21 protein-coding genes are annotated in these 26523 nt (G+C 68.5%); 8 read left to right on the plus strand and 13 right to left on the minus strand.

The window, feature by feature from the left end:
* Window positions 1-19 precede the first annotated feature (19 nt).
* Together ACI3KU_RS02095 and ACI3KU_RS02100 are read left to right on the plus strand one after the other, a co-directional pair.
* Window positions 20-1819: an HSP90 family protein gene (locus ACI3KU_RS02095; RefSeq protein ID WP_404920625.1), complete on the plus strand. Its 1800-nt coding sequence runs from the start codon at window positions 20-22 to the stop codon at window positions 1817-1819.
* 18 nt (window positions 1820-1837) lie between these two features.
* The gene (locus ACI3KU_RS02100) at window positions 1838-4624 is read left to right on the plus strand and encodes a hypothetical protein (protein ID WP_404920626.1); all 2787 of its coding nucleotides are present in this window, start codon (window positions 1838-1840) and stop codon (window positions 4622-4624) included.
* 193 nt (window positions 4625-4817) lie between these two features.
* Here ACI3KU_RS02100 and ACI3KU_RS02105 read toward each other — a convergent pair whose 3' ends face one another.
* From ACI3KU_RS02105 to gabT, 6 genes are all read right to left on the minus strand, one after another.
* Window positions 4818-6188 carry an NAD-dependent succinate-semialdehyde dehydrogenase gene (locus ACI3KU_RS02105; RefSeq protein ID WP_404920627.1) on the minus strand — a complete coding sequence of 457 codons (1371 nt, stop codon included), beginning with the start codon at window positions 6186-6188 and terminating at the stop codon, window positions 4818-4820.
* A 16-nt stretch (window positions 6189-6204) separates the two neighbouring features.
* Window positions 6205-7668: an NAD-dependent succinate-semialdehyde dehydrogenase gene (locus ACI3KU_RS02110; protein WP_404920628.1), complete on the minus strand. Its 1464-nt coding sequence runs from the start codon at window positions 7666-7668 to the stop codon at window positions 6205-6207.
* Between the two features lie 29 nt (window positions 7669-7697).
* Entirely contained in the window at window positions 7698-9281 is a 1584-nt protein-coding gene (locus ACI3KU_RS02115) for an APC family permease (protein WP_404920629.1), read from the minus strand.
* A gap of 3 nt (window positions 9282-9284) precedes the next feature.
* On the minus strand, window positions 9285-10160 hold the full coding sequence (locus ACI3KU_RS02120; RefSeq protein WP_404920630.1) for a universal stress protein: 876 nt from the start codon (window positions 10158-10160) through the stop codon (window positions 9285-9287).
* On the minus strand, window positions 10157-11515 hold the full coding sequence (locus tag ACI3KU_RS02125) for a flavin monoamine oxidase family protein (RefSeq protein WP_404920631.1): 1359 nt from the start codon (window positions 11513-11515) through the stop codon (window positions 10157-10159). The genes ACI3KU_RS02120 and ACI3KU_RS02125 overlap by 4 nt, the downstream gene beginning before the upstream one ends.
* 104 nt (window positions 11516-11619) lie before the next feature.
* On the minus strand, window positions 11620-12978 hold the full coding sequence (gabT, locus tag ACI3KU_RS02130; RefSeq protein ID WP_404920632.1) for a 4-aminobutyrate--2-oxoglutarate transaminase: 1359 nt from the start codon (window positions 12976-12978) through the stop codon (window positions 11620-11622).
* Window positions 12979-13151: 173 nt separating this feature from the next.
* Between gabT and ACI3KU_RS02135 the strand changes: the two genes are divergently transcribed.
* The 4 genes from ACI3KU_RS02135 (at window position 13152) to ACI3KU_RS02150 (ending at window position 18613) form a co-directional block, all read left to right on the plus strand.
* A complete protein-coding gene (locus ACI3KU_RS02135; RefSeq protein ID WP_404920633.1) occupies window positions 13152-14681 on the plus strand; it encodes a PucR family transcriptional regulator in 1530 nt (509 codons plus the stop codon).
* Between the two features lie 139 nt (window positions 14682-14820).
* A complete protein-coding gene (locus ACI3KU_RS02140; protein ID WP_404920634.1) occupies window positions 14821-15606 on the plus strand; it encodes a DeoR/GlpR family DNA-binding transcription regulator in 786 nt (261 codons plus the stop codon).
* A complete protein-coding gene (locus tag ACI3KU_RS02145; RefSeq protein ID WP_404920635.1) occupies window positions 15603-16547 on the plus strand; it encodes a 1-phosphofructokinase family hexose kinase in 945 nt (314 codons plus the stop codon). The genes ACI3KU_RS02140 and ACI3KU_RS02145 overlap by 4 nt, the downstream gene beginning before the upstream one ends.
* A gap of 29 nt (window positions 16548-16576) precedes the next feature.
* Window positions 16577-18613, plus strand: a complete 2037-nt coding sequence (locus ACI3KU_RS02150; protein WP_404920636.1) for a fructose-specific PTS transporter subunit EIIC — start codon at window positions 16577-16579, stop codon at window positions 18611-18613.
* A 260-nt stretch (window positions 18614-18873) separates the two neighbouring features.
* Here ACI3KU_RS02150 and ACI3KU_RS02155 read toward each other — a convergent pair whose 3' ends face one another.
* The 7 genes from ACI3KU_RS02155 to ACI3KU_RS02185 all read right to left on the minus strand — a co-directional run bounded on the left by ACI3KU_RS02155 (window position 18874) and on the right by ACI3KU_RS02185 (window position 24942).
* Window positions 18874-19800, minus strand: coding sequence for an endonuclease domain-containing protein (locus tag ACI3KU_RS02155; protein WP_404920637.1), 927 nt, complete (start codon window positions 19798-19800; stop codon window positions 18874-18876).
* 141 nt (window positions 19801-19941) lie between these two features.
* Window positions 19942-20817 (minus strand): MurR/RpiR family transcriptional regulator, encoded by an 876-nt coding sequence (locus ACI3KU_RS02160; RefSeq protein ID WP_404920638.1) that lies wholly within the window; start codon window positions 20815-20817, stop codon window positions 19942-19944.
* Window positions 20801-21628 (minus strand): phosphonate ABC transporter, permease protein PhnE, encoded by an 828-nt coding sequence (phnE, locus tag ACI3KU_RS02165; RefSeq protein WP_404920639.1) that lies wholly within the window; start codon window positions 21626-21628, stop codon window positions 20801-20803. The genes ACI3KU_RS02160 and phnE (ACI3KU_RS02165) overlap by 17 nt, the downstream gene beginning before the upstream one ends.
* Window positions 21625-22443 carry a phosphonate ABC transporter, permease protein PhnE gene (gene phnE / locus ACI3KU_RS02170; protein WP_404920640.1) on the minus strand — a complete coding sequence of 273 codons (819 nt, stop codon included), beginning with the start codon at window positions 22441-22443 and terminating at the stop codon, window positions 21625-21627. The genes phnE (ACI3KU_RS02165) and phnE (ACI3KU_RS02170) overlap by 4 nt, the downstream gene beginning before the upstream one ends.
* Entirely contained in the window at window positions 22440-23264 is an 825-nt protein-coding gene (gene phnC, locus ACI3KU_RS02175; RefSeq protein WP_404920641.1) for a phosphonate ABC transporter ATP-binding protein, read from the minus strand. Before phnC ends, phnE (ACI3KU_RS02170) begins: the two co-directional genes overlap by 4 nt.
* Complete coding sequence (locus ACI3KU_RS02180) at window positions 23265-24251, minus strand: phosphate/phosphite/phosphonate ABC transporter substrate-binding protein (protein WP_404920642.1); 987 nt, start codon at window positions 24249-24251, stop codon at window positions 23265-23267.
* Window positions 24252-24273: 22 nt separating this feature from the next.
* Entirely contained in the window at window positions 24274-24942 is a 669-nt protein-coding gene (locus tag ACI3KU_RS02185) for an HAD family hydrolase (RefSeq protein WP_404920643.1), read from the minus strand.
* Window positions 24943-25064: 122 nt separating this feature from the next.
* On the opposite strand from ACI3KU_RS02185, the gene ACI3KU_RS02190 reads away from it, so the two are divergent.
* Window positions 25065-25775, plus strand: a complete 711-nt coding sequence (locus tag ACI3KU_RS02190; RefSeq protein ID WP_404920644.1) for an amino acid deaminase — start codon at window positions 25065-25067, stop codon at window positions 25773-25775.
* Between the two features lie 34 nt (window positions 25776-25809).
* On the plus strand, window positions 25810-26523 hold a 714-nt coding region (locus tag ACI3KU_RS02195; RefSeq protein ID WP_404920645.1), incomplete at its 3' end, for a TIGR00645 family protein.

Below are 26523 nucleotides of genomic sequence, written 5' to 3' on the forward strand. Positions count from 1 at the left end.
CGACGAATCCGAGGGTGGCGTGAGCGCAGACGAGCAGCACTTCCAAGTCGACTTGCGCGGTGTGGTCGATCTGCTCAGCCGACACATCTACTCCGGTCCCCGCGTGTACTTGCGCGAGCTGCTGCAGAACGCACGAGACGCGATCACGGCGCGCGATGAGGTCGACGGTGCCGGGGGACGCATCCGCATCACCCCCCTCAGCGATCGCTCGGACGAGTTCGTGATGCGTGATGACGGCGTGGGACTCACCGCCGACGAGGTGGGCGAACTTCTCGCCACGGTAGGACGCAGCTCGAAGCGAGACATCTTCGACCTGCCGCGTCACGAGTACCTGGGCCAGTTCGGCATCGGCCTGCTCAGCTGCTTCATGGTGGCCGACGAGATCGTCATCCGTTCCCGCAGCGCCCGCGGCGGCGAGCCCGTCGAATGGTCCGGTCGCACCGACGGCACCTTCACCGTCTCCCCCGGTCCCGCAGACACGCCCGTCGGCACGAGCGTGCACCTGCGCCCGCGCTTCGGATCCGAGGATCTGCTGCGGACGACATCCGTGATGCAGTTGGCGCAGACGTTCGCGGAGTTCCTCGGCGTGCGCATCGACATCGACCTGCCCGGCGGCGGGGAGAGTCGTATCGATCGCGCGGCGCCGTTCCTCGATGCCCGCAGCACACCGGACGCCGCCGTCGAGTACGGTGCCGAGCTGCTGGGCACCGCACCCTTCGCTGTCGTGCCGATCGATGCCGCAGGCACGGGAACGCGCGGGCTCGCGTACGTGCTTCCCTATGCGCCGCCTCCCGGATCGCACCAGGCTGCGCGGGTATACCTCAATCGGATGCTGCTCAGCGAGCGCGTGGACGACCTGCTGCCGGACTGGGCGTTCTTCGTCCGCGCCGTCGTGGATTCCACCGCGCTCTCCCCCACCGCGAGTCGAGAGTCGCTCGTGGAGGATGACGCTCTGGAGAACACGCGCACCGACCTCGGTCAGGCGATCCGGCGCTGGATCCTGGATCTCGGCCTGTCCGCTCCCGAGCGACTCGCTCAGTTCGTCGCGATTCACGAGGTGTCCCTGAAGGCGCTCGTCCGCCACGACGACGAGCTGGCGCGCTTCATCACCCGCTGGCTGAGCGTGGAGACGACGAGCGGGCGGATGACCATCGGCGATCTCGTCACCCGGTTCCCGTCCGTGCGCTATGCCGCCACGGTGGACGAGTACCGCCAGGTGGCAGGGCTCGAGAGCGGTGTCGGCCCGCTGGTGAACGGCGGCTACCTGTACGACTCCGAGATCATCGAGCTGCTGCCTGAGCTGTTCCCTGCCGTCACCGTCGAGCGCGTCGACGTGCTCACCGAGTTCGAACGACTCGACCCACCCCCCTTCGACGATCGCCCGTCGGCGATCTCTCTGGAGGATCGCGCCACCGCGGCGCTGTCGGATGTGGACTGCACCGTGATCGTCCGCTCGCTCGAACTCGACGATGTCCCTGCCGTCTACGTCGCCGACCCCGCCGTGCTGCGCCGTATCGACCGCGGACGCGCGCGCGGCGCAACCGGCGGACTGTGGTCGTCGGTACTGAACACGATCGATGACGCCACCGCGGGCATGCAGGAGGATGCGGCCACGAGCGCGCGGCTGTGCCTGAACTGGGCGAACCCGATCGTGCAGGGTCTGATCCGCGCCTCGGGCGAGCCGTTCGATCGCACCGTCCAGCTGCTCTACGTGCAGGCGCTGCTCGCTGGTCACCGACCGCTGGCCCCGCGCGATCGGGCCCTCATGACGCGTGCCCTTGGCGCGATGATCGACCTGTCCGCGCGATCCGCGGACTGAACACCACGCAGGAGTGACATGACCCAGGCCAGCACCCGCATCCGCGAACTGTTCGCACAGATCGACATGACCCCGTGGGGTCCCGAGGAGCAGTCGCTTGTTGCGGAAGCGGTGAAGCTGTCGGTCGAACTCGGCGATGAAGAACTGGAGTACCGCGCGCGCATGCGGCAGACGTCGTCGGCGAACATGGCCGGCGACACCGAGCTCACCCTCAGCTCCTTCGCGTGGTGTCTCGCACGCCACGATGCCGATCCGGTGCGCTTCCCCACCGACATCGGATCGGGTGCCGATCTGATGTGGCAGTTCAAGTGGATGGCCGGATCGCTGCGCTGCTCCCCTGCCTTCAGCGAAGAGCAGATCGACGCGGTGCTGGACGACATGGAAGAGCACTACCGTCGTGAAGGTCTCGGCCTCAGCGGCGTGTGGATGGCGCGCTTTGAGAGCTCCTGGTCGCGGGGACGACTCGACGACGCGGAGAAGTACCGCACCCTTCTCACCAGCACGCCACGCGACGAGCACAGTCACTGCGATGCGTGCACGCGCAGCCAGCTCGCCGGATTCTTCGTCGATCAGGGACGTGCGGACGAGGCGCTGGCCCTCATCGATGAGCTGGTGGAGGGGGGCTTCAGCTGCGCTGAGGAGCCGGAGCACGCCCTCGCCCGCGGACTGTTGTCATACCTGCGCGCCGGGCGCCTGAACGACGCGGTCCTCGCCCACCGCCGCAGCTACCGGCTCGCGCGCACCGATCCCGACAACCTCGCGATCGTCATGCTCAACCTGCAGTTCGTCGTGGTCACGGCGAACTACCCGCGCGCGTTGGCGATGGTGGAGCGGCACCTGGGCTGGCTGGCACACGACGGTCTCAACGACGACGCGCACGCTGTCGCTCTCGCGACGATCGCGCTGGCGCTGGAGGCCGTCGACCGCGACGGCCACGGCGACGCCGTGGTGCGAGGTGCGGAAGCATCGTCGCTGGTTCGCTTCTTCGGCGAGCACGAGGGCACCTGGACCGCGGCGGAACTGGCCGAGGCAGCCGGCGGCGGGGCCGATCGGATCGCGCGACTGTTCGATGCGCGCAATGGCAACACCAGCTTCAGTGAGCGCATCGCCGCGATCCGCGACCTCCGCGATGAGCGCATCGAGGTACCGCTGGGCTCCGAGGGATACGCCCCGCAGTCCGCGACGGAGGAGCCGAACAGTCCCGAAGGCCGACTGCACCGCGCCGTGTGCTTGGCGGACTGGGGAGCCGCCCCCGAGGCTATCGCCGCCGCCACCGCCGCGCTGACGGATGGGCTCGATGTCGCGCGACTGCACGGCATCATCGTGGGCGCCCATGCCGCACGCGACGACTGGGACGCGGCCGCGGCGGCTCTGCCCGCACGGATCGACGCGCTGCGCGCCGCTGGTCGCGAGACGCAGGCAGACGTGGAGGCGATCGCGGGGCTCGCCCTGTACGGACGGACCCAGGAAGGCGACGCGGAGAGCATCGCGGCGCTCCTGACCCGTCAGGACCTGCCCGACGAAGCACGCGGCGACCTGGAGCTCGCCGTGGCATCGGAGCGCGTGGACGACGCCGACACGGAGGGTGCGATCACGCACACCCTCTCCGCGATCGGTGCCTTCCACGACGCCGGTCTCGAGGATCGCGTGGCAGCCGCCGAGATGGTGCTGCTGTCGCTGCGCGCCGGCAGCGGCACAGCGGCGCTTGACGACATCGACGCACTGCTGGAGCGACCTGCGCTCACCGCGGGCAGTCGCGGGCGGCTGCTGGAGCTGCGGGCACGGCTGCGCGGAGCTGCCGGGGACTACCACTCCGGAGCGCTCGATGCCGATGAGGCCAGTCGCATCGCGGCATCGCTGGGCATCACGGCGGATGTGTACACGGTCTATGGCCTCGCGGCGATGCTCTTCCACGATGCCGGAGCACCCGCCGAAGCGGCCGTCCGCTATCGTGTGGCGGCGCGGCTTGCGGAGTCCGACGGCAACCCGCAGCAGTACCTGACGCTGCGGTATCAGTTGGGCGTCTCACTCATGAACGCCGGCGACGCCGGGGAATCAGCGGACGTCCTCGCCGACACGCTGAACCGCGAGACGGAGATCGGCGTTCCCGACGCCTCCCGCGGTCAGACGGCGGGAGCTCTCGCTCAGGCGCTGGAGCTCGATCAGCAGTTCGAGGACGCGATCGGCGCCTGGCAGTATGCCGGCGAGCTGTTCGCAGCCGGCGACGACCACGTCATGTCCGCACACTGCCACGTGCACGCCGGTCGGCTCTTCGGGAAGTTCGGCATGCACGAGGAGTCCGTGGAAGAGCTCACGGAGGCCGTGTCGATCGCTCGCGCGCATCCCGATGAGGACGAACTCCTCATGCGCTCCCTGCACCTGCTCGGCCAGGCCACCGGGGCAGCGGGTGACCCCGGGTCGGATGCGCATCTGGACGAGGCGTACGCGATGGCCGAAGCGGAGGGCAATGGCTGGACGATGGCCGACATCACGGACTCCCGCGCCCGCGCCCGCGCGGCCCGTGGGGACGTGGATGGTGCCGTCGCGGCCGCGCTGCAGGCAGCCGACGCCTTCGTCTCGGCGGGAGACTCGGACGGCGCCGCCGGGAGCGAGCTGTTCGCGGGCCGCGTGCTGGCCGGCAACGGTCGAGCCGCCGACAGCGTCCCCGTGTTCCGTGCCGCGCTGGAGCACGCCGATCCCGAGGGTCCGCTGCGTCAGCTGTCGGCGATCGAGTTCGGTGAGGTCCTCGCCTCCCTCGGCCGCCACGGCGAAGCCGCCGAGGTCCGCGGCATCGCCGACGCCTGAGACGAGCAAGACCCAAGGGACGCGAGACGCAGTGCTCCTTGGAAGCCTCGCAACACGTGACGCCACCGTGCATCGGTTGCTGAGCGAGCGCAGCGAGACGAAGTGCCGCCGCAACATGTGCTGAGCGAAGTCACCTGAGCGAAAGCAGCGACGCCCGCCGCGAATGCGGCGGGCGTCGTGCTCGGGAATCGGGTCAGGCGGTGCGGATGAGCTTCTTGTTCACGAACTCGTCGGCGGCGAGGGTGCCGAGCTCACGACCCGTGCCGGAGGACTTCACACCGCCGAACGGGAGCTCGGGGGCGTCGGCCAGCACCAGGTTCACGTACACCATGCCGACGTTGAGTCGGTTGGCGACGCGGTCGGCCTGCTCGGCGTCTGTCGTGAACACGTACGAGCCCAGACCGAACGGCGTGTCATTCGCCAGGTCGACAGCGGCGTTCTCGTCGGCCACACGGTAGACCACGGCCGCGGGACCGAACAGCTCCTCGCGGTACACGTTCATCTCCGGCGTGACGTCCGTCAGCACAGCGGGGTGGAAGTACGCGCCCTCGCGCTTGCCTCCGACGGCCAGCGTTGCTCCCTGTGCCACGGCCTCGTTCACCTGCGCCTCCAGACGCTCCGCCGCGACGAGCGACGACAGCGGACCGAGAACCGTGTCCTCCCCCGTGGGATCGCCCACCACGGCATCGCGCATGGCTGCCGTGAACTTCTCCAGGAACGCGTCATACAGGCCGTCCACCACGATGAATCGCTTCGCGCCGTTGCAGGCCTGACCGGTGTTGTCCAATCGAGCGTCCACGCCGGCTGCGACGACCGCATCCAGGTCATCCGCGGAGAGGACGATGAACGGGTCGGAGCCGCCGAGCTCCAGCGCCACCTTCTTGAGGTTGCGTCCGGCGACCTCCGCCACCGCGGCACCAGCGCGCTCCGAGCCGGTTATCGAAACACCCGCGACGCGGCGATCGGCGATGATGTCCGCCGACTGCTCGTTCGTGGCGCGGATGTTGACGTACGCACCCTCCGGGAAGCCGGCGTCGAGGAAGATCTGCGCGATCGCCTCCGCGGATTCCGGGCACTGCGGAGCGTGCTTCAGGATCACGGTGTTGCCGTTCATCAGGTTGGGCGCGGCGAATCGGGCCACCTGATAGTACGGGAAGTTCCACGGCATGATGCCGAAGATCACGCCCAGCGGCGCCCGACGGATCACGGCGGAGCCCTCACCACCGGAGACGAGCTCGATCGGTTCATCGGCGGTGAGCTTCTCGGCCATGTCGGCGTAGTACTCGATGATGTCGGCGGCGAACTCGGCCTCGCCCACGGCGGCGGCCTTCACCTTGCCCATCTCGCGCACGATGATGTCGCCGAGCTCCTCGGCGCGCTCACGGTGCAGACGAGCGGCGTTGCGCAGCAGTCGCGCGCGCTCCGCAGCGGACGTGGTCACGGTCCAGTCGCGGAAGGCGGTCGAGGCGGCGGCGACAGCAGCGTCGACCTCCGCAGCCGTGGCGGTGGCGTACTCAGCGACGGTCTCACCCGTGGCCGGATTGACGACAGCATATTCGGTCATCGGTTCATCCTTTCGATCAGCTGACGGGAATCAGGGTGTACTTCGTGGACAGGTACTCGTGGATGCCCTCGAGTCCGCCCTCGCGACCCACGCCGGACTGCTTGACACCGCCGAACGGGGCAGCCGCATTGGAGACGACGCCCACGTTGAGACCCATCATTCCGGTCTCGAGCTTGTCGATCATGCGCTGTCCGCGCGCGAGGTCCTGGGTGAAGACGTACGACACCAGGCCGTACTCGGTGTCGTTGGCGAGGCGCACGGCTTCGTTCTCGTCCTCGAACGTGGCGATCGCGAGCACCGGCCCGAAGATCTCCTCGCGGAGGATGTCGGAGCCTGCCGCCACACCGGTGACGACGGTGGGCTGGAAGAACGAGCCCTCACCCGCGATGGCCTGGCCCCCCGTGGTGACGGTGGCGCCGCGCGAGACCGCGTCTTCGACGAGCTCGACGGCCTTCGCGACCGCGTCATCGTCGATGAGCGGACCGATCGCCACACCGTCCTCGGTGCCGCGGCCGATCTTCATCGCCGTCACCCGCTCCGTGATGCGGTGCGAGAACTCCTCCGCCACGGAGGAGTGCACGATGAAGCGGTTCGCGGCCGTGCAGGCCTGGCCGATGTTGCGGAACTTCGCCGCGAGCGCGCCCTCGACCGCCTTGTCCAGATCGGCGTCGTCGAAGACCACGAACGGCGCGTTGCCGCCGAGCTCCATCGACACCCGCAACACGCCGTCGGCTGCCTGCGCGATGAGCTTGCGACCCACCTCCGTGGAGCCGGTGAAGGAGAGCTTGCGCAGTCGCGGGTCGGCAAGGATCGGGGCCGACAGCGCCGACGAACGCGACGTCTGCACGACGTTGACCACACCGGCCGGGAGCCCAGCCTCCTCCAGCAGCTTCACGAAGAACATCGTGGTGAGCGGGGTGAGTGCCGGCGGCTTGATCACCACGGTGCACCCCGCCGCGAGCGCCGGCGCGATCTTGCGCGTGGCCATCGCGAACGGGAAGTTCCACGGCGTGATGAAGAAGCACGGACCCACCGGACGCTGCGAGACCACCATGTTGCCGGTGCCCTCGGGGTTCAGCCCGTAGCGGCCCGCGATACGCACCGCCTCCTCGCTGAACCAGCGGTTGAACTCGTTGCCGTAGGTGACCTCGCCCTTCGCCTCGGCGAGGGGCTTGCCCATCTCGAGGGTCATCAGCAGGGCCAGGTCGTCCGCACGCTCGCGCACCAGGTCGAAGGCGCGGCGCAGAATGTCGCTGCGGGTGCGCGGGGCCGTCGCCGCCCAGGAGTCCTGGGCGGCGACAGCGGCGTCGAGCGCACGCTTGCCATCGGCGGCACTGGCGTCGGCGATGACCTTGATGACCGCGTTGGTGGCGGGATCACGAACCTCGAAGGTGCGCCCCTCCTCCGCCGCTACCCAGGCGCCGTTGATGTACAGGCCGTCGGGAACGTCGGCGAGGAGAGCTGCTTCGCGCTCAGTCATGGGAATGTCTCTTTCTCGTGGGGGGATCGTCAGCGGGCGGCACGCTGGCTGGGCGGTGCATCCATGCTCAGCGTCTTTCCTTGGAAGAACGCGGGAGACAGGGCGCGCTGGACCAGCATGAGCACGCCGCCGAAGACCAGCAGGCCGATGCCGATGAAGAACACGATGCCGATGCCACCCTCACCGTCCGCGTTGGCTCCGATCGCGATCGAGCCGTAGTCGGGTGCGAGGCTGTCGATGGCGGTGATGACGAACAGCACCAGCAGGATCACGCCGCCGACCAAGGGGCTGGCGAACTTGAAGAAGAAGTCCTTGCCCGAGTCGAACCACTGGTGGCGGAAGTACCAGACGCACGACAGCGCGGTGATGCCGTAGTAGAAGCAGATCATCATGCCGAGGGCGAGGATCGTGTCCCACAGCGCATCTTCGCTGAGGAAGCGCATCACCGCGTAGAAGCCGCCCGCCACGATGGCCGAGGCGATCGTCGCGAAGCCCGGGGTGAAGAAGCGCGGGCTCACGCCGGAGAACTTCTTCGGCACTGCGCCGTAGTGGCCCATCGCCAGCAGCGTACGTGCGGGCGAGATGAAGGTCGACTGCAGCGAGGACGCAGACGAGGTGAGCACCGCGAGCGACAGCAGGAACGCCAGGCCGCCCATCACGGGACCGGACAGCGCGAAGAACACGTTGCCGCTGATGTCCTCATTGGTCAGTCCGAGGCCGGTGTCTCCGATGCCGGAGTACATCAGGCTGCTGATTGTGAGCAGCATGTAGATCGCGATGATGGAGATCACCGTGAGCATCGCGGCGCGTCCGGGAGTGCGCTCCGGGTCCTTCGCCTCCTCGTTCATCGTGAGGGTGACATCCCATCCCCAGAACATGAAGACCGAGGCCGACAGGCCCATCACGATCATGGAGATGCCACCGTCGATCGCGAACGGGTTGAACCACGAGAACTCGGGCAGGTGCGGGTCGAAGCCGCCACCGCCTGCCACCTGCACGATGGCCATCACGGCGAACACCACGAGGATGACGATCTGGAAGGCGACAAGACCATACTGCAGCTTCTGTGACGTGGACACGTCACGGTACGACACCCAGGCGGCCAGCGCGACGAACACCAGACACACGCCCACGTTGACGAACGGGTTGCGAGTGATCTCCGCGATGGCCTCGTTGCCGGAGATCTGTGAGATCAGCAGGAAGAGGAAGTCCACCGCGATACCGGCGAGATTGGACAGCACCAGGATGGTCGCGACGATCAGTCCCCAGCCGGCCATCCAGCCGACGTAGGGACCGAAGGCGCGCGTGGCCCAGGTGAAGCTGGTGCCCGAGTCGGGCATCGCCTTGTTGAGCTCGCGATAGCCGAACGCGACCAGCAGCATCGGGATGAATCCGAGCAGCAGGATCGCGGGCACCTGGAACCCGACAGAGCCCACGGCCCCGCCGATTCCTGCGGTGTACGTATATGCCGGCGCGATGCAGGAGATGCCCATGACGAGAGCACCGAGCACGCCGACCGTTCCGACGCTGAGGCCCTTGCGGGAGATTCCCCCGGTGACCGGATCCGGTTCACCGGCGGACTGGGAGAGCTGAGACTTCGTTGAATCGCTCATGCGTCATGCTCCTTCGGGACGTTCGCGGGGCACGACGATCATCGGCACCGGCAGTTCGTGCAGCATGCGCGCTGCGGTGGAGCCCAGGAACAGCCGACGCGGCTGTGCCAGGCGGCTGGAGCCGACGAGAGCGATCTCGTTCGCATCCCAGTCGAGGTGTTCGACGGCGTCCTCGATGCTGCGTCCGCGTGCCACCTCGACGGCGACGGTCTGACCATCGGGCAGGTTGGCCGTCGCCTCGGCCTGGATCTCGTCGGCACGATCGCCGGCGGCGATTCGCGCCTCGTCGGCGGACATGCCACCGGGCAGATCGATGGCGGCCAGGGACAGCAGCCGCAGCTCCGCCTCCAGCGTGCGAGCCAGGGTGACGGAGCTCTCCAGGAGGTAGTCGGCACCGGGACGGTTGCCTACGGCGCAGGTGATGCGGGAGATCGGGTGATCCGCGTCCACGCCGCCGGAGGTGGCCAGCGCCACCGGAACCGGCGAGGAGTGCAACAGCTGCTGAGCGACGGAGCCCAGCGTGTAGCGGCCGAACCGCCCATCGCCCGCGCCACCGATGACGATCATCGAGGCGGCGAACTCTTCGGCCGCGGCGATCAGGCCCTCGCCGAACGACTCGGCAAAGCGCACGTGGGCGCTGCGGGTGACACCGCTGGGAACGTGCACGACCGCATCGCGCAGCCACTTCTCGGCCTGTGAGCGCAGGTACTTCTCGTACGACTTCTCCGGCGGCACGATCGGGCTGCGGGTGCCCTCGTTCGGCAGCACGATGACCAGGTGAAGCGTCGCGCCGAGCCCCGCGGCGAAGCGGGAGCCCAGACGCAGCGCGTCGCGGCCGGCGTCGGTTGCGGTGTATCCGACCACCACCGACCCGCTCATGCGCGGACCCGGGCGACGATCTGCTCGGCAACCAGGCGACCCATGCGGATCGCGCCGTCGACGTGCTGGAATCCGGCACCGGCCATGTCGGAGCAGGCGAAGTGGATCGGTCCGACCGCTTCGCGCAGGTCCTTGCCGTAGCGGCTGAGACCACCCAGGTCGAAGCTGGCGGCGTACGCGCCACGCGTCCACTCCTCCGAACCCCAGTCGCTCTCGTAGTAGACCACCGGGTTCTTCGCCTCCTCGCCGTAGTAGTGCGAGAGGGACTCGAGGATGCGGGCCTTGCGCTCGTCGGCGCTCAGCTCGAACACACCGTCCGCGTTGAGGTCGGAGACGAAGCCCACCAGGGTGCCGCGCTCGTCGCCGTGGTTGGTGTTGTCGTACGCCTCGTGCGAGAGCTCGTAGGGGCTGAACGCGGTGCCCGACAGGCCCATGTCGCGCCAGAACGGGGTTTCGTACACGGCGTGAACCTTGATGACGAAGCCCATCGAGATGTGCTGGTGCATCTGGTGCTGGCGGCGCGGGAGCGCGGGCACGAAGGAGATGCGGTCGTACAGCACGGGAGCGTGAGCGAGCAGCGCCTGGCGGGCGTGGACGATCATGCCGTCCGCACGTGCGGTCACGCCCTCATCGCCCCACTCCAGGAAGCGCACCGGCTGCTCGAGGAAGACGTCGTCGCCCAGTCGCTCGGCCAGCAGGATCGGAACCTGCTGCAGGCCGCCGACCACGCGCTTGTCGAGGATGAAGTCCGCGTCCACCAGGTGCGAGTAGCTGCCGGCGGAGGCGGCCATGTGCAGCGACTGCAGCAGTGAGACGGTCGCCACGGGCTTGGTGAGCATCGCAGAACCCGTCGGGAAGGCGAGATTGCGAATGGCCTCATCGTCAGAGGTCTGCGCCTTCAGCCACTCCAGCCAGGAGATCGAGTCCCACTCGGCGGCCTTCGGGTGCGCCCAGGGACGATCCGCGTCGACCTCGGCCGTCATGGCGTCCAGCATCTCGGTGACGCGGTCGATCTCACGACCGGTCTCCTCCGACACCGGGAAGTGCTCACCGGTGAAGCGGGACACCGTGCCGTCGGGTCCGACGTAGACGCTGTCACCTTCGCGGTAGCGGTCGTAGGTGGAGAGCCCGAGCTCGGCCACCGTCTCCTGCAGCGCGGTCTGATCCGGGCTGACCCACTGTCCGCCGATCTCCAGCATCGCGCCGTCGATCACGTCCGTCCACAGCCGTCCGCCGACGCGGTCGCGCGCCTCCAGGACAGCGACGGACAGGCCCTGCTTGCGCAGCTCGTTCGCTGCGGTGAGGCCGGCCGCGCCGGCTCCGATGATGACGACATCGCGAGTGATCTCGTTCATGAATGCTCCCTTGCTCTCATACTGCGAATTGCGGGGTGCGCATGTCGGCTGCGCGGGTGTCGGATCCCGTCCCGGCGCCCCCCAAGAGCGCCGGGACGGGCGTATCAGGCTGCGGCGAGTGCGCCGAGCACGACGTCCAGTCCCTCGTTGAGAAGGGCGTCGTCGATCGACAGCGGCGGCAGGAAACGGATCACGTTTCCGTAGGTGCCGCAGGTGAGGACGATGACGCCCTCCGCGATCGCACGCTTCGCGATCGCACCGGCCAGAGCTGCGTCGGGTGCTCCGGTGGCCGGGTCCACGAACTCGACGCCGATCATGGCACCGAGCCCGCGCACCTCACCGATACGGGGGTCGCTTGTGGCGGCCTCCTGCATGCGGCCGACCAGGATACGGCCGATCTGCACCGCACGGTCTGCGAGGTTCTCCTCCTGGTACGCCTCGATGGTGGCGAGGGCTGCGGCGCACGCGACGGGGTTGCCGCCGTAGGTGCCGCCCAGGCCGCCGGTGTGGCTGGCGTCCATGATCTCGGCACGGCCCGTCACACCGGCCAGCGGCATACCGCCGGCGATGCCCTTGGCCGTGGTGATGAGGTCCGGCTCGATGCCGAAGTGCTCGCTGGCGAACATCGCGCCGGTGCGGGCGAATCCGGTCTGCACCTCATCGGCGATGAACACGACGCTGTTGGCGCGGCACCAATCCACGACAGCGGGGAGGTAGCCATCGGCCGGGACGATGAAGCCGCCCTCACCCTGAATGGGCTCGATGATGACAGCGGCGAGGTTGTCTGCACCGATCTGCTTCTCGATCATCGAGATGGTCTTGGCCGCGGCCTCGGCACCGGTGAGCCCGTCGCGGAAGGGGTAGGACGCGGCAGCGCGGTACACCTCGGGGGCGAACGGGCCGAAGCCGCTCTTGTAGGGCATCGCCTTCGCGGTGAGCGCCATCGTCAGGTTCGTGCGTCCGTGGTAGCCGTGGTCGAAGGCGAGGACGGCCTGGCGACCGGTGTGCTTGCGGGCGATCTTGATCGCGTTCTCGACGGCCTCGGCGCCAGAGTTGAACAGCGCGGTCTTCTTCGCGAACGAGCCGGGGGTGAGCTCGTTGAGCTTCTCGGCGACAGCGACGTAGGACTCGTACGGCGCGATCATGAAACAGGTGTGCGCGAACTGGGCGATCTGCGCCTGCACGGCGGCGACCACCTTCGGGTGCGCGTTTCCGACGGTGGTGACGGCGATGCCAGCACCCAGATCGATGAGCGAGTTGCCGTCGGCATCGACGACGACTCCGCCACCTGCCGCCACGGCGGCTACCGGGACGGTGTGTCCGACACCCGAGGGAACGGCTGCGGCCTTGCGGTCCAGCAGATCCTGCGAGCGCGGGCCGGGAATGGAGGTGACGAGGCGACGCTCCTGCGGGAGCGAAGGTCCGCCGAGGGGGGTGGTGTGGGTCGCGTCGATGAGGCTCATGGGGCCGAGCGTACGACGGGCGATTCCGCATCGCACTATCCAGTGTGTACATTCTTTTCAGCACCGCTGTACACATTGGATATGAGGGTGGGTCACCATGCCTGAGCAGAGCATCGTTCCCACCGTGCGCACCAGCATGAACTCAGGAACCCACCGCCACGTCGGAGTCAAACATGCCTGAGCAGAGCATCGTTCCCACCGTGCGCACCCTTCTGGGTCGCGCCGATCTGCGACTGACTCTCATAGGCTCCCCCGAACAGCAGCCGGACGGGGACCTGGATCGCCCGGTGCGGTGGGTGCACAGCTCGGACCTGATCGATCCGACGCCGTTCCTCTCCGACGACGTCGTGCTCCTCACCACGGGGCGGCAGTTCGAGGAGAACGAGGACCCTGCCGCCGACGTCGACGGCTATGTCCGCCGCCTCGTCGGGCGCGGAGTGCTCGCGCTCGGGTTCGGTGCCGGCGTTGTGCGTCCGGGTGTCCCGGATCCCCTCGCGGATGCCTGCGCGCGGCATCGACTGGTGCTGTTCGAGGTGCCGTACCGCACACCGTTCATCGCCGTCGCCCGCGCGAATGCCGAAGCGGTTGCCGCGCAGGCGTACGAGCGTCGGTCCTGGGCGCTGTCCGCGCAGCGCGCCATATCCCTCGCCGCCCTCCGCCCCGACGGCCTCGCGCGCACGCTCATGGAGCTGGGGCACCAGCTGGACACCTGGGTGGGGTTGTACGACGCTGCCGGGGTGCTGCTGCGGGAGCACCCGACTCACGCGCTCTCCCCGACGGTGTCCGCGACGGTGGATGCCGAGGCCGAGGCGGTGCTGCGCCGCGGCGCCCGCGCCGCCTCGGCCATCACCGTCGAGGGCGAGCCCTTCACCCTGCAGACGCTGGGCCGCGGTGGCCGACTCCGCGGCGTCCTCGCGATCGGCTCGGCCGAGCTGGATCACGAGGGTCGCGGCGTCGTCACCTCCGTGATCGCGATGGCGGGCCTGGCGATGGAGCAGCAGGAGGGTCTGCAGCGCGCACGGTCGCGGATTCAGGCGGGCATGGTGGAGCTGCTCCTCGGCGGCCAGACGACTCTCGCCCGCAGTGTCGCGCGCGAACTCACGACGCCACTGCCGGCCGGTCCGGTGCAGATCGCGCTCGCTGAGGGCGCAGGTCGCACGCTCGCCATCGCGGAGTGGCTGGAGCTGTACGCCGCCGACCATGGCGGTGAGGTGTTCGCCGGACGTACCGGCAACGATCTGATGCTCGTCGTAGCGGACGGATCCCCGGCACCGATCGAGGTGGCCACCCGCTTCGACACCCGGGTGGGACTGTCCGAGCCGTTCGCATACAGCGAGGTCGTGACGGCAGTGGAGCAGGCCCGTGCCGCACTGCACGCGACGGGCGATGGCCTGCTGCCGTTCCGCGACCGACGTGCCCGTGGCGTGCTGGACTCGCCGTCGACCGACGCACTGACGGTCGCGCGGGCAACTCTCGCTCCCCTGCGTGAGCACGACGCGCGCACCGGGTCCGACCTCACCCGCACACTGCGCGCGTTCCTGGAGAACGACGGATCGCACGAGGCCACGGGCCGTGCGCTTGCCGTGCACCGGCACACCGTGCGTGCCCGCATCCAGACCGCCCAGCGCCTGCTGGGCGTGGATCTGGCTTCCTTCCCCGCGCGCGCCGAGCTATGGGCGGCTTTCCGCGCGACGGAGGACTGACGCCCACCGAAAGCTGGAAAACGCTCCTTGTATCGCGCTGCGGGGAGCGTTTTTCATCTCCGCGGCACGATTCATTCTTTGTTTATGTTGCTTTTTCTGTGATTGCTTCGTATTCTGTGGGAACCGGCAAGGAGGCAGGATGTACGCGAGCGAACGGCAGGACGAGATCCGCGCGGTGCTGCGAGAGGACGGACGCGTATCCGTCCTCGCGCTGTCCGATCGGTTCGACGTCACCCCGGAGACGATCCGACGCGATCTAGATCTGCTCGAGAGCGAAGGCTTCGCCACCCGCGTTCACGGCGGTGCCGTCCTCGGGGCACGAACCAGCCGGGTCGAGGTTCCCCTGACCGAACGATCGCACCGGGTGCCGGAGGCGAAGCAGCGCATCGCCTCCCGCGCGCTCCAGGCCCTGAAGCCGGGCTTCCGCGGATCGCTGTACCTCGACGCAGGCTCCACGACAGCACAGGCAGCCGCGCACCTCGACGCGCATCTGGAGGGCATCGGCGGCCGTGCCGAGGTGGTCACTCACTCCATGCAGCTCGCGGCCGCGCTCTCCGGAGGCGAGAACATCGCCCTCACCGCCATCGGCGGACGAGTGCGGGGCCTTACGGCGGCCGCTGTGGGGGGCGAGACGATCCGCGCGATCGGCGCGCTGCGTCCGGACATCGCCTTCCTCGGCACCAACGGGCTGTCCGCAGACTTCGGCCTGAGCACGCCCGATCCCGACGAGGCCGACGTGAAGGCCGCGATCGTGGCGGCCGGCCGCCGGATCATCGTGCTCGCCGACGCTGAGAAGTTCGAAGATGACCTGCTCGTCCGCTTCGCCTCGCTGTCAGACATCGACGTCCTGGTGACGGATGCCACACCGCCACAGCCGCTGGCGGACGCACTCGATGCGGCGGGCGTGGAGGTGTGGATCGCATGACCATCGTGACCCTCACCCTCAACCCCGCGCTGGATCAGACCGTGCGCCTCACCGAAGCGCTGCAGCCCGGCGAGGTACAACGCGCCGAGGAACAGCGCACCGACGCCGCAGGCAAAGGCGTGAACGTCGCCCGCACCATCGCCGCGGCGGGCGGTGCCGCCATCGCGGTGCTTCCGCTCGCCGACGACGACCCCTACGGTCCGCTGCTGCGCTCCACCGGGCTCGTCATCCGCGCGGTTCCCGTGAGCGCCCGCGTGCGCACCAACCTCACTCTGACCGCGCCGAGCGGGGAGACCACGAAGATCAATCTGCCGGGCGGCGCACTGGACGACGCTGAGCTCGACGCGATCATCGCCGTCGTCATCGCCGCTGCGCGCGGGGCCGAGTGGCTGGTGCTGGCGGGCTCGCTTCCGCCCGGGGTTGCGGAGGACGTGTACGCCCGGATCGCAACCGCGGTACGCGGATCACTGCGTCCCGCCCCGCGCATCGCCGTGGATACAGCAGGCCCCGCGCTCGCCGCGGCGGTGCAGGCTGAGGCCGGTGGCCGCCCCGACCTCATCAAGCCGAACGAGGACGAACTCGCCGAGCTGGTGGGTGCTGCGGCGCTCTCCGGCGAGGACGAGGTGGCCGCGGCCGCCACCGAACTCGTCCGTGCCGGGGTCGCGAACGTCCTCGTGACGCTCGGCGGCGCGGGGGCGATCCTCGTCGACGCGGAGGGGGCGCTGGCAACGCCCGCGCCGCGCATCCAGGTGAGGAGCACCGTCGGCGCGGGTGACAGCGCGCTTGCCGGTTACCTGCTTGCCGACACCGCCGGCGCGGGTCGTGAAGAACGATTGCGCCAGGCCATCCGCTACGGGTCGGCAGCAGCCACCCTGCCCGGAACCCAACCCCCTTCTCCCGCCGATCTCGGCACCGAACAGCTTCCCGTACGCGCGCTCTGAGAGCGCGCCCTCGACCAACGGAGGTCATCATGGTTTCAGCAATCACTCCTGAGCTGGTGTCGCTCGACGTGCCCCTGGGCACGGACAAGAGCGCCGTCATCACCGCTCTCGCCCAACGCGTGGCCGACACCGGTCGTGCCACCGATGCGGCCGGCCTCTACTCCGCGGCGTGGGCTCGCGAGGAACAGGACGAGACGGGACTTCCCGGCGGCATCGCGATCCCGCACGCCAAGACCGCGGCAGTCGCGGTGCCCTCCCTCGCGTTCGCCCGCCTGAATCCGGGCGTCGACTTCGGTGCCGACGATGGTCCGGCGGATCTGGTGTTCCTCATCGCGGCGCCCGCCGATGCCGACGAGGCACACCTCGGCATGCTCTCGAGCCTCGCCCGGGCGCTCATGACCGACGAGTTCACGGACGCGCTGCGCGCCGCTGCCACACCCGACGACGTGGTGTCCCTGGTGCGAATCGCCGTCGGCGAAGAGGAGAAGCCAGCGGCGGCGGTGCGTACCACGGCAGCAGCGCCGGTGTCTACCGCAGCACCCGCGGCTGTCGCCGCATCCGTGGATGACGCGCTGATGATCGACGGGCGTCCGGCACGCATCGTCGCGGTCACGGCCTGCGCCACCGGCATCGCGCACACCTTCATGGCCGCCGATGCGCTTGCCGCGACCGGCGCCGAGCTGGGCATCGATCTTGTCGTCGAGCCCCAGGGTTCCAGCGGGTACAAGCCGATCCCCCAGCAGGTCATCGATGACGCCGACGCCGTGATCTTCGCGGTGGACGTCGATGTGCGCGGCCCCGAGCGATTCGCCGGAAAGCCGGTCATCCGGTCCGCGGTGAAGCGTGGCATCGAGCAGCCGAAGCAGATGATCGCCGAGGCCGTCGCCGCGAGCCACGATCCGCAGGCGGCGCGTGTGGCCGCCACGTCGCAGACGAGCACGGCAGACACGAGCGGCGAGAGTGCCGGAGCCGCCGTGAAGCGCTGGCTGCTCACCGGCGTCAGCTACATGATCCCCTTCGTCGCCGGCGGCGGCCTGCTGATCGCGTTGGGCTTCCTCCTCGGCGGGTACAACGTCACCGACGACGCGGCGAAGGTCATCACCGAGAACTCGCTGTGGCAGCTTCCTGCGGGTGGACTCGGGCAGTATCTGGGTTCGGTGGCGTTCATGATCGGCAAGACGTCGATGAGCTTCTTGGTGCCTGCACTCGCCGGATACATCGCCTTCGCGATCGCCGATCGTCCGGGTATCGCACCCGGCTTCGTCGCGGGAGCCGTGGCCGTGCTGATGAACGCGGGATTCATCGGCGGCATCGCCGGCGGTCTGCTCGCGGGTTGGATCGCCTGGTCGCTCGGACGGCTTGACCTGCCTCGCTGGCTGCGTGGTCTGATGCCGGTGGTGATCGTCCCGCTGATCGGCTCGATCGTGGCCTCAGGCATCATGATCCTCTTCCTGGGTCGTCCCATCGCCGCGCTGATGGACGCTATGACCAACGGACTCAACGACCTCGCCGGCACCGGTGCGATCGCCGTGGTGGGACTGATCGTCGGCGTCATGATGTGCTTCGACCTCGGTGGCCCGGTGAACAAGGTGGCGTATGCCTTCGCCGTGGCTGGTCTCGGTACAGCGACGACGGCGAACAGCACGCCGTACCTGATCATGGCCGCGGTGATGTGCGCTGGTATGGTCCCGCCGCTGGCGATGGCGCTCGCTTCCACTGTTCTGGCTCGTCGCCTGTTCTCCCCCGTGGAGCGTGAGAACGGCAAGGCGGCATGGCCGCTGGGCCTCGCCTTCATCTCCGAGGGTGCGATCCCGTTCGCCGCCGCCGACCCGTTCCGCGTGATCCCGGCGTCGATGATCGGCGGCGCGATCACGGGCGTGCTGAGCATGCTGTTCGGCGTCACCTCCCGCGCACCGCACGGCGGCGTCTTCGTCTTCTTCGCGCTGGACCCGTTCTGGGCGTTCATGCTGTCTCTTGCCATCGGCACCGTCGTGTCGGCGCTGGTGGTCGTTGCGCTGAAGAAGTGGGCCCGCCGTGCTCCTGTCGCGGAGGTCGTCGCCGCCTGACACGAGACGCGACGGCGCCGCTCGGATGTACTCCGGACGGCGCTGTCGCGTCCCTGTCTCCCCCGCCGCGTATCGTGCGCCTTCCCGTGCCGCCGATGCCGGTGGCGGATGAAAATGGCACCGCGGCCCGGCACCGGGGATGCGGTTTCCATCTCCGACACCAACAGTGCGTGGCCGCAGCACCTGGCTCGAACACACGGCCATGGCAGCGAGAAAACGCACCGGGGACCGCCAGCGATCCGAGCGGCGTTTTCCAGCTCTCAGTTCCCGCGAGAGACCATGGCACGGCGAACCGACGCCAGCAGCTCCGACCCACCGGACACCAGATCCAGGTGGGTGAGCCGGATGACGATCCACCCGCGTTCCTCCAGTGCACGCTGACGCTGGATGTCCCGTCGCCATTGCGGTGCATCGGTGCGATGCCCGTCGCCCTCGTACTCGATCGCGATGCGCCACTGCGGGTATGCCAGGTCGACGCGAGCGACCAGGCGGGACCCATCGCGCACCTCGTGCTGGATGACGGGCTCGGGCAGACCGGCGGCCAGGAGCAGGAGACGCGTCTCCGTCTCCTTCGGGGACTCGACTCCTGGCTGCGCGAGCTGTAGTGCGGCCCGGATCGTCGCGACGCCGGGAAAGGGCCCCCAGCGTCGCAGGTGCTCTGCAATGAGGTCTGTGGTGAAGATCGGCCGACCGCGACGCAACCCGGGATAGTTGTCGGCCGATGACAACAGGGCGTCCAGCATGACCACAGCCGTCATGGTCGTCAGTTCCGGCGCGCTGCTGAACGCAGCGGATACCGGATCGACGACGGGGATCGTTCCTATCCGCCACTCATCCACGCGATCAGCGGCCAGTCGGCGGCCCTGTATTCCTCGCGCGGTCGGCGGCGTCGCATCGGTCGGCACGCAGACGTGAAGCGGCTCGCCGACGCGCCATGGGCGCGGATACGGCAGACCCCAGAGGCGCGCCGCCGTCACACCGACGAACAGCTGCCCGGGTTTGAGGCGGACCGCTCCGCTGGCGACGGTATCGGCGAAACCCTCCGGTCGAGATGTCGCGCGAACGCCCGGGTACGGCCGGTGCAGATCGCGCGCATCGGCTCGCCCGCGGCGGATGCCGAGGGCCTGCGCGTCGCGGAGGGTGAACACGGAGTCCAGCTCCGGCGGAAGCGGAATTCGATGGCGCACCTGCCCGATCCTGCCTCCATCTGCTCTCGCGCACTCACCTCCTCTCCCCGTCCTCCTGCTGTGGAGGAACGGATGCCGGATGCGGAGCTGGAAAACGCAGCCCAGAACGCGTTCCAGGCTGCGTTTTCCAGCTTTCAGCGGCTACTCGCCGGCGTCGGTGAGGTTCTCGGAGAGGATCTCGAGCACACGACCCCGCGCGTCCGTGGCGCGAGAACCCAGCTCGCGAGCCACGGCATCCACGAACACCTCGACGAACACCGCATGCGCGACGCGCGACGTATGCTCCAGCTCATCGCGGAAGGAGACGCCCGAGGGGGCGATCACGAGGGAGCGATCCGCCAGCTCCGTCAGCGCGGACGAGGCGAACGACGTGAGCGCAACGATGCTCGCCGCGTTCCGTGCAGCAGCCGCGGCGCGCAACGACGACTCGTTGGCGCCCGACCCGGAGATCACGAGGCAGACGTCCTGCCAGCCGAGACCGCTCGCCGCGATCTGCTGCGCGATGGCGTCGGGAACGAACTCCGCGGGTCGTCCCACCGCGGTGAGGCGCATCGACAGGTCGCTCGCGATCGGCGCCGAGAGTCCGTTGGCGACCACCAGCAGACGCCGGGCCTCCGCCACCGAGCGCACCGCGGCCGACACCACCTCATCGTCCAGCATGCTGATCGCCTGCGGCAGGGACTGCGCCACGCGATCGATCGCCGCGCGCATCCGCCCCACCACGCTCTCGTCGTAGTCGGTGGCGGTGTCGCCGTGCGCGGCGAGTTCGGCCGCCAGCGCGACCCGCAGCTGCGGGAAGCCGCGATAGCCGAAGCTCTGGCATGCACGGATGACGCTGGATCGGCCGATACCGACGCGGTCGGCAAGCTCCTGTGCCGTCAGCTCCACCACCGCTTCCGGCGACTGCAGCACGAGATCCGCGACACGACGCTCGGTCGGCTGCAGCGAGTTCAGCACCGTGGCGATGCGCACGCTGGGCGGAGCGCTCCGAGCCCCCGACTCACTGCTGCTTGACACGTGCACCCTCCATGATCCGCCGGCGCAGCGCCCCGGAGATGGCGTCGATGGCCATCGTGACCACCACCACGACGATCAGCAGCACACCGACCGTCGACCACTCACGGTACTGGGTGTACGAGGTGAGCATGTCGCCGATACCGCCGACGCCGATCAGCCCGAGCACCGCCGACGAACGGACATTGATCTCGAACCGGTACAGCCAGAACGACAGGAACGCGGGCGTGACCTGCGGCCACACTCCCCAGCGGATCACCTGCAGCGTCCCGCCGCCCGCGGCACGCGCGGCCTCGATCGGTCCTGGCGAAACGGACTCCACTGCCTCGTAGCCCCACTTTCCGAGCGTGCCCACGCCGTTGATCGCGAGCGCGAGCGCGCCCGTCAGCGGCGTCAGCCCCGTGACGGACAGGATGATGATCGCGAAGATGATCTCCGGAACCGCGCGGATCAGCGAGAAGATTCCGCGCAGCAGCCAGCGCAGCCAGGCGGGACCGAAACCCCGCGCGGCGAAGAAGCTGATCGGAGTGGCGAGGATGATGCCCAGCACCGTTCCGATCCAGGCCATCTCGATCGATCGCCAGGTCTGCAGCAGAGCGTCGGGAAGCTTCGCCCAGTTCGGCGAGGCGAACATCAGCCCGACGTAGCGGATCACCTCCGCCGGCAGGTCTGCGAGCCGGGACCAGGTGATGTCCACCGACCAGAACGCGACAACCACCACGATCGTGACGACGCCGCCGATGACAAGCCGCCACGGGTGTCGCGGCTTCGCCGGCAGCGCGAACGCCGGTGGCGCGAGATCGACGGCACTCACACGAGCCTCCGTCGGATCGCGTCGCTGACCACGTCGATGACGATCACCACGATGAGGATCTCCAGGATGATGAGCGAGAGCTGGTCGTACCGGTAGTAGGTGCGCACGGAGTCGATGAGAAGACCCATGCCGCCGGCACCGACGAGCCCGAGCACGGTCGATGCGCGCACGTTCAGCTCGAAGACGAACAGCACCTGGCTGACGAACGCGGGCCAGGTGTCGGGCAACACCAGGGCGCGATTGATCTGGGTTTGGGTGCCACCGGCCGCGCGACCCGCCTCGATCGGGCCACGGTCGGTGATGTCGATGGCCTCGGACACGAGCTTCACGATGATGCCGAGGTTGAAGACGACCAGCGCCAGAATGCCCGGCAGCGCGCCGACACCGACCATCGCGACGAGCACGGCGGCGTACAGCAGATCCGGAATCGAGCGAATGATGTTGAGAACGGTGCGAACAACACCGCGCGTCCACCCGGTGGGATTGCTGGGACGGGCGGCCCAGAAGCTCACCGGCAGCGCGATGACCGAGGCGACCGCCGTGGCGATCACCGCCATCTGCAGGGTCTCGACCCACGGTGCCACGGTGCGCGGGAAGAAGGACCAGTCCGGCAGCAGGAGCTTGATGACCTTGTCGGCGCCGTGCTGCCAGTTGCGCGCGATCGCCTGCAGATCGAAGCCGATTCCGATGCCGGGGAGGCACATGATCACGGTGATCGCGAGGATCACACTCGCGATCACCCACAGCTTCCCGCGGCCCCGGGGTCGCTCCGGCAGCGTCACGGTGCGTCCGTTAGCGAGGGTGATCGAGCTCATGCGCCGGACCTGTCGGCGGTGGTGAGCGAGCGTCCGTAGATCTCCTCGAAGTCCGCATCGGTCGCGGTGGCCGCTGGGCCGTCGTAGACGACCCTCCCCGCTCGCATGCCGATCATCCGGGTGCCGAACTCGCGAGCGAGATCCAGCAGATGCAGATTCACCAGCACGGTGATGCCGAGATCGCGATTGATGTCCTGCAGATCGGTCATCACGCCGTGCGCGGTGGGCGGATCCAGGCTCGCCACCGGCTCATCGGCCAGCACGATGCGCGGCTGCTGAGCGAGCGCGCGAGCGATCGCGACTCGCTGCTGCTGTCCGCCCGACAATGCCGAGGCGCGGTCATACAGCTTGGGGAGGATGCCGACTCGGTCGAGAGCGTCGTAGGCGAGTTCCTTGTCGGATTCCCGGTAGATGCCGAGCATCGTGCGCCACAACGGGGTGTGGGCGAGACGGCCCACCAGCACGTTCTGCAGGACGTTCGCGCGGCCCGCGAGGTTGAAGCCCTGGAACACCATGCCGATGTCGCCGCGGAGGCGGCGCAGCTGACGACCGGAGGCGCCGTCGACGTGGTGCCCGCCCACGGCAAGTGAGCCGGAGCTCACGGGCACCAGAGCGTTGATCGCGCGAATCAGGGTCGACTTCCCGGAGCCGGAGAGCCCTACCACGGCGACCATGTCGCCGGCGGCGATGTCCAGGGTCACGTCGTCGAGGCCGACGACGCCGTTGGGGTAGCGGACGGTGACGTGATCGAGCGAGATCGACCACGGCGCGGACGCCGCGGCCGAAGCCACGACGTCCGCGCTGTTGTGCGTGGCGGTCACTTACTGCAGTCCCAGTTCCTTCGCGGCCTTGGCCACGACATCCAGCGACGACGGGTCGGCCGGGGCGAGCTTGGTGATGGAGTAGATGCTCTGCAGCGCCTTCGAGCCCTCTTCGGTGTTGGAGAAGTCCTCGAGCGCCTTCGTGATCTTGTCGCGCAGCTCGGGCGAGAGGTCGTCGGTCAGCGCGACACCGTCGTTCGGGATCTCCTCGCTGAGGGCGAAGACGACCACCTTCTGGCCCACGTCCGGAGTGTCCTTCTTCACGATGTCGCGCGCGTCCCAGAAGCTGAAGCCGACCTCGGCATCGCCGTTGTAGACGGCGAGGACGCTGGCGTCGTTGGCCGTGACGGGCAGCTTCTCGAAGTCCTTGTCGATGTCCAGCCCGGCTTCCTTCAGCGCGAGCATCGGGTAGATGTAGCCGGCGGGCGAGCCCGGACCGAGCAGCGCGACCTTGGCACCCGCGATCTTCGTGATGGCGTCCAAACCGGCCGGACCCTGCAATGCGTCGGCGCCGTTGCAGAACAGCTTGCCGTCGCGCTCAACCGGCTTGTCGGCGCAGTACTTGTCAGGGTTGTTGGTCATGAACTGAGCCGGGTAGGTGATGTTGCCGTTGCGCTCGGTCTGCAGCACGGTGTGCGCGCCGTACATGTCGGAGGCCTGCCAGAGCTGCAGGGACGGCAGGAATCCGATCTGCGCCTGCCCCGCCCCCATCGCCTCGACGGCGGCCTGGTAATCCTTGGACACCACGCCCGTGACGGGGATGCCGAGCGCCTCGGTGAGGGCGTCAGTCAGCGGAGCCGCCGTCTCGACGAGACCCGACTGATCCTGGGAGGGGACCAGCGCGAGGGTGAGCGATGTCGGGTCGGACGCGGCGGAGTCGGTCGCGGCACCCGTGGCGTTGGCGTCACCGGACGCACAGCCGGCGAGGCCGAGGGCGATGAGGGCTGCGGCGCCGAGGCCGGCAGCGCGGAGGAGGGAGGTGCGCATTGCATTCGCTTTCGTGTGGGGCTCAGTGGGAAGAGGTGGATGGGGCGGGTGCGGGAAGCCACGAGCGCAGGTCGTCCCACAGCTCCGGCAGAGTCGGTGCACGATGATCGGGAGTCGCGGACTCGTCCGCGAACTCACCGATCAGTGCGGTGCGGCCGCCCCGGCGGTGCACCGGGGCGAGGTCGTTGCGCCAGATGTCGCCGATGCTCAGCACATCGGTGACGCCCTCCGCAGCGAGGTCATCGAGAAGAACGTCCAGCCCTGCGGGCTTGCCGACGCCGGTGATGATGCGGTCGAAACCGTCCGCGACCCCCAGCGATTCGAGCGCTTCGGCGATGCGCACATCGGGCGCGTTGGTGGCGAGGATGCGGAGGACTCCGGCCTCTCCCGCCGCGCGGAGGAACTCGGCGAGACCGGCGGGCGCGATGACAGCGGCTTCGGCGCTTCCGAGCGCAGCGCGACTGGTGAGATACGCAGCGGCGAGGGTCTCTGCGGTGACCCCGCGCTCCTCGGCCGCGGCGCGGATCACGTCGTAGCCGTCCAGCAGCTCCGGGGCGGGAACGGTGAGCGCCTGCTCGATGCCGGTCACTGCTCCGAGTTCCTCGACCGCACGGGCATAGGCCCGCAACGGCCCGTCGCCGAGCGCGACGGTACCGTCGAAGTCGAAGATCACTGCTGGTCGGTTGGTCACGAATCCTCCTTGTGGACGTTGCGTCCATGATGCACGCCGATTGTGGACAATGCGACCAATCCGTGTGAACAGTGCGTGAACTCCGGCTCGTAGCCCGGAAATCTGCGGCTTAGAGTGGGCTCATGAGACCCGCTGCGGAGACCGATCGGAATGCCGAAGATCCGCGCGCCCACGAGCTGGACATCGCGACGGCCCTCGCGTCCACGGATCCCGAACGCGCCATCGCGTCAGTCGACTGGCTCGAAGCCTCGATCGCGGCCGATCGGGATGCGCGTGCCTTCACCGCCTGGGGACAGTCCACCGTGATCGATGAGAACACCCGGGACCCGGTGATCGGCGCCGGACTGTTTGGCGCGCTGCACCGGTATGCGGGCATCGAGGCCACCTGGCCCGTCGGCAATGCCGGTCTGATCCACTGCTACGGATATCTGCTGTCGCTCGCCGCGACACCGTACGGCCTCAAGCGCGAGCGCTGGCTCACCTCCGACCTCGCTCGAGCCGCCGGACTCCCGGACGACGCCCTCACGCCCTGGCGGCCCGGTCCGACTCTGCTGTCACGCGCGGCCGAGCTGATGACCGTGGCGCTGCACGATGCCGCACCGCACCTGGACGTCCCCGTGCCCATCGCGGACCGGATCGTCACGTCGCGCATCGGGATCCTGCACAGCGCCGGGATGTCCGCGGTGGCATACAGCGTGGCCGGTCGTCTCATCACGGCGTTCCCGATGACGGCGCCGCCCGAGCGCATCCGTGCCGATCTCGTCGCAGAACTTCCCCGGCTGCGCTGGAACGCCGTGCTCTCGGCGCTCGGTCATCCGCACGCCGTATCCTGAATCGTCCCGAACCGAACGAAACCAGGGGGAACCTGTGGCCGCCCAGAAGTCCGCGAACCGCTCCGATCACGGCACGACGACCTACAACAACCGCCCGAGCGCACGTGCGCTCGGTGGGTTCATCTTCGCCAGCCGCTGGCTGCAGGCGCCCATCTATGTGGGACTGATCGTCGCGCAGCTGGTCTATGTCGTCGTCTTCGTCTATGACCTGATCGGACTCATCGGCGACGACGTCATCACCCCGATGTTCAGCGGTCACCACCCCAACGAGTCCACGATCATGCTCGCCGTGCTCGGACTGATCGACGTGGCGATGATCGCGAACCTGCTGATCATGGTGATCGTCGGCGGCTATGAGACCTTCGTCTCCAAGATCAACCTGGAACAGCACCCCGACCAGCCGGAATGGCTCAGCCACGTCAACGCGAACGTGCTGAAGGTGAAGCTGGCGATGGCCATCATCGGCATCTCCTCCATCCACCTGCTGAAGACCTTCATCGAGGTCTCCAACATGAAGGACGGCGTCGCGCCCGGCATCGCCGACGGCGGCCATGGCAACGAGATCACCTGGGAAGGGGCGATGTGGCAGGTCATCATCCACATCGCCTTCATCTTCTCGGCACTCGCGCTGGCCTGGATCGATCGGATGCAGATCACCGCGGACGCCCGAATGCGGGTGGCGGAGGCCGAGGCCACCAAGACGCAACTGGAGGCTGACGTGCTGGAGAACTCGCTGCCCGAGGTGCAT

Origin of the sequence: Microbacterium sp. ZW T5_56 (assembly GCF_044987425.1) — a bacterium.
GTDB lineage: Bacteria > Actinomycetota > Actinomycetes > Actinomycetales > Microbacteriaceae > Microbacterium.

Coding starts and splice junctions, on each gene's coding strand:
- ACI3KU_RS02100 (WP_404920626.1), top strand. CDS start 1,838: ATGACCCAGGCCAGCACCCGCATCCGCGAACTGTTCGCACAGATCGAC.
- ACI3KU_RS02105 (WP_404920627.1), bottom strand. CDS start 6,188: ATGACCGAATATGCTGTCGTCAATCCGGCCACGGGTGAGACCGTCGCT.
- ACI3KU_RS02110 (WP_404920628.1), bottom strand. CDS start 7,668: ATGACTGAGCGCGAAGCAGCTCTCCTCGCCGACGTTCCCGACGGCCTG.
- ACI3KU_RS02115 (WP_404920629.1), bottom strand. CDS start 9,281: ATGAGCGATTCAACGAAGTCTCAGCTCTCCCAGTCCGCCGGTGAACCG.
- ACI3KU_RS02120 (WP_404920630.1), bottom strand. CDS start 10,160: ATGAGCGGGTCGGTGGTGGTCGGATACACCGCAACCGACGCCGGCCGC.
- ACI3KU_RS02125 (WP_404920631.1), bottom strand. CDS start 11,515: ATGAACGAGATCACTCGCGATGTCGTCATCATCGGAGCCGGCGCGGCC.
- gabT (WP_404920632.1), bottom strand. CDS start 12,978: ATGAGCCTCATCGACGCGACCCACACCACCCCCCTCGGCGGACCTTCG.
- ACI3KU_RS02135 (WP_404920633.1), top strand. CDS start 13,152: ATGCCTGAGCAGAGCATCGTTCCCACCGTGCGCACCCTTCTGGGTCGC.
- ACI3KU_RS02140 (WP_404920634.1), top strand. CDS start 14,821: ATGTACGCGAGCGAACGGCAGGACGAGATCCGCGCGGTGCTGCGAGAG.
- ACI3KU_RS02145 (WP_404920635.1), top strand. CDS start 15,603: ATGACCATCGTGACCCTCACCCTCAACCCCGCGCTGGATCAGACCGTG.
- ACI3KU_RS02150 (WP_404920636.1), top strand. CDS start 16,577: ATGGTTTCAGCAATCACTCCTGAGCTGGTGTCGCTCGACGTGCCCCTG.
- phnE (WP_404920640.1), bottom strand. CDS start 22,443: ATGAGCTCGATCACCCTCGCTAACGGACGCACCGTGACGCTGCCGGAG.
- ACI3KU_RS02180 (WP_404920642.1), bottom strand. CDS start 24,251: ATGCGCACCTCCCTCCTCCGCGCTGCCGGCCTCGGCGCCGCAGCCCTC.
- ACI3KU_RS02190 (WP_404920644.1), top strand. CDS start 25,065: ATGAGACCCGCTGCGGAGACCGATCGGAATGCCGAAGATCCGCGCGCC.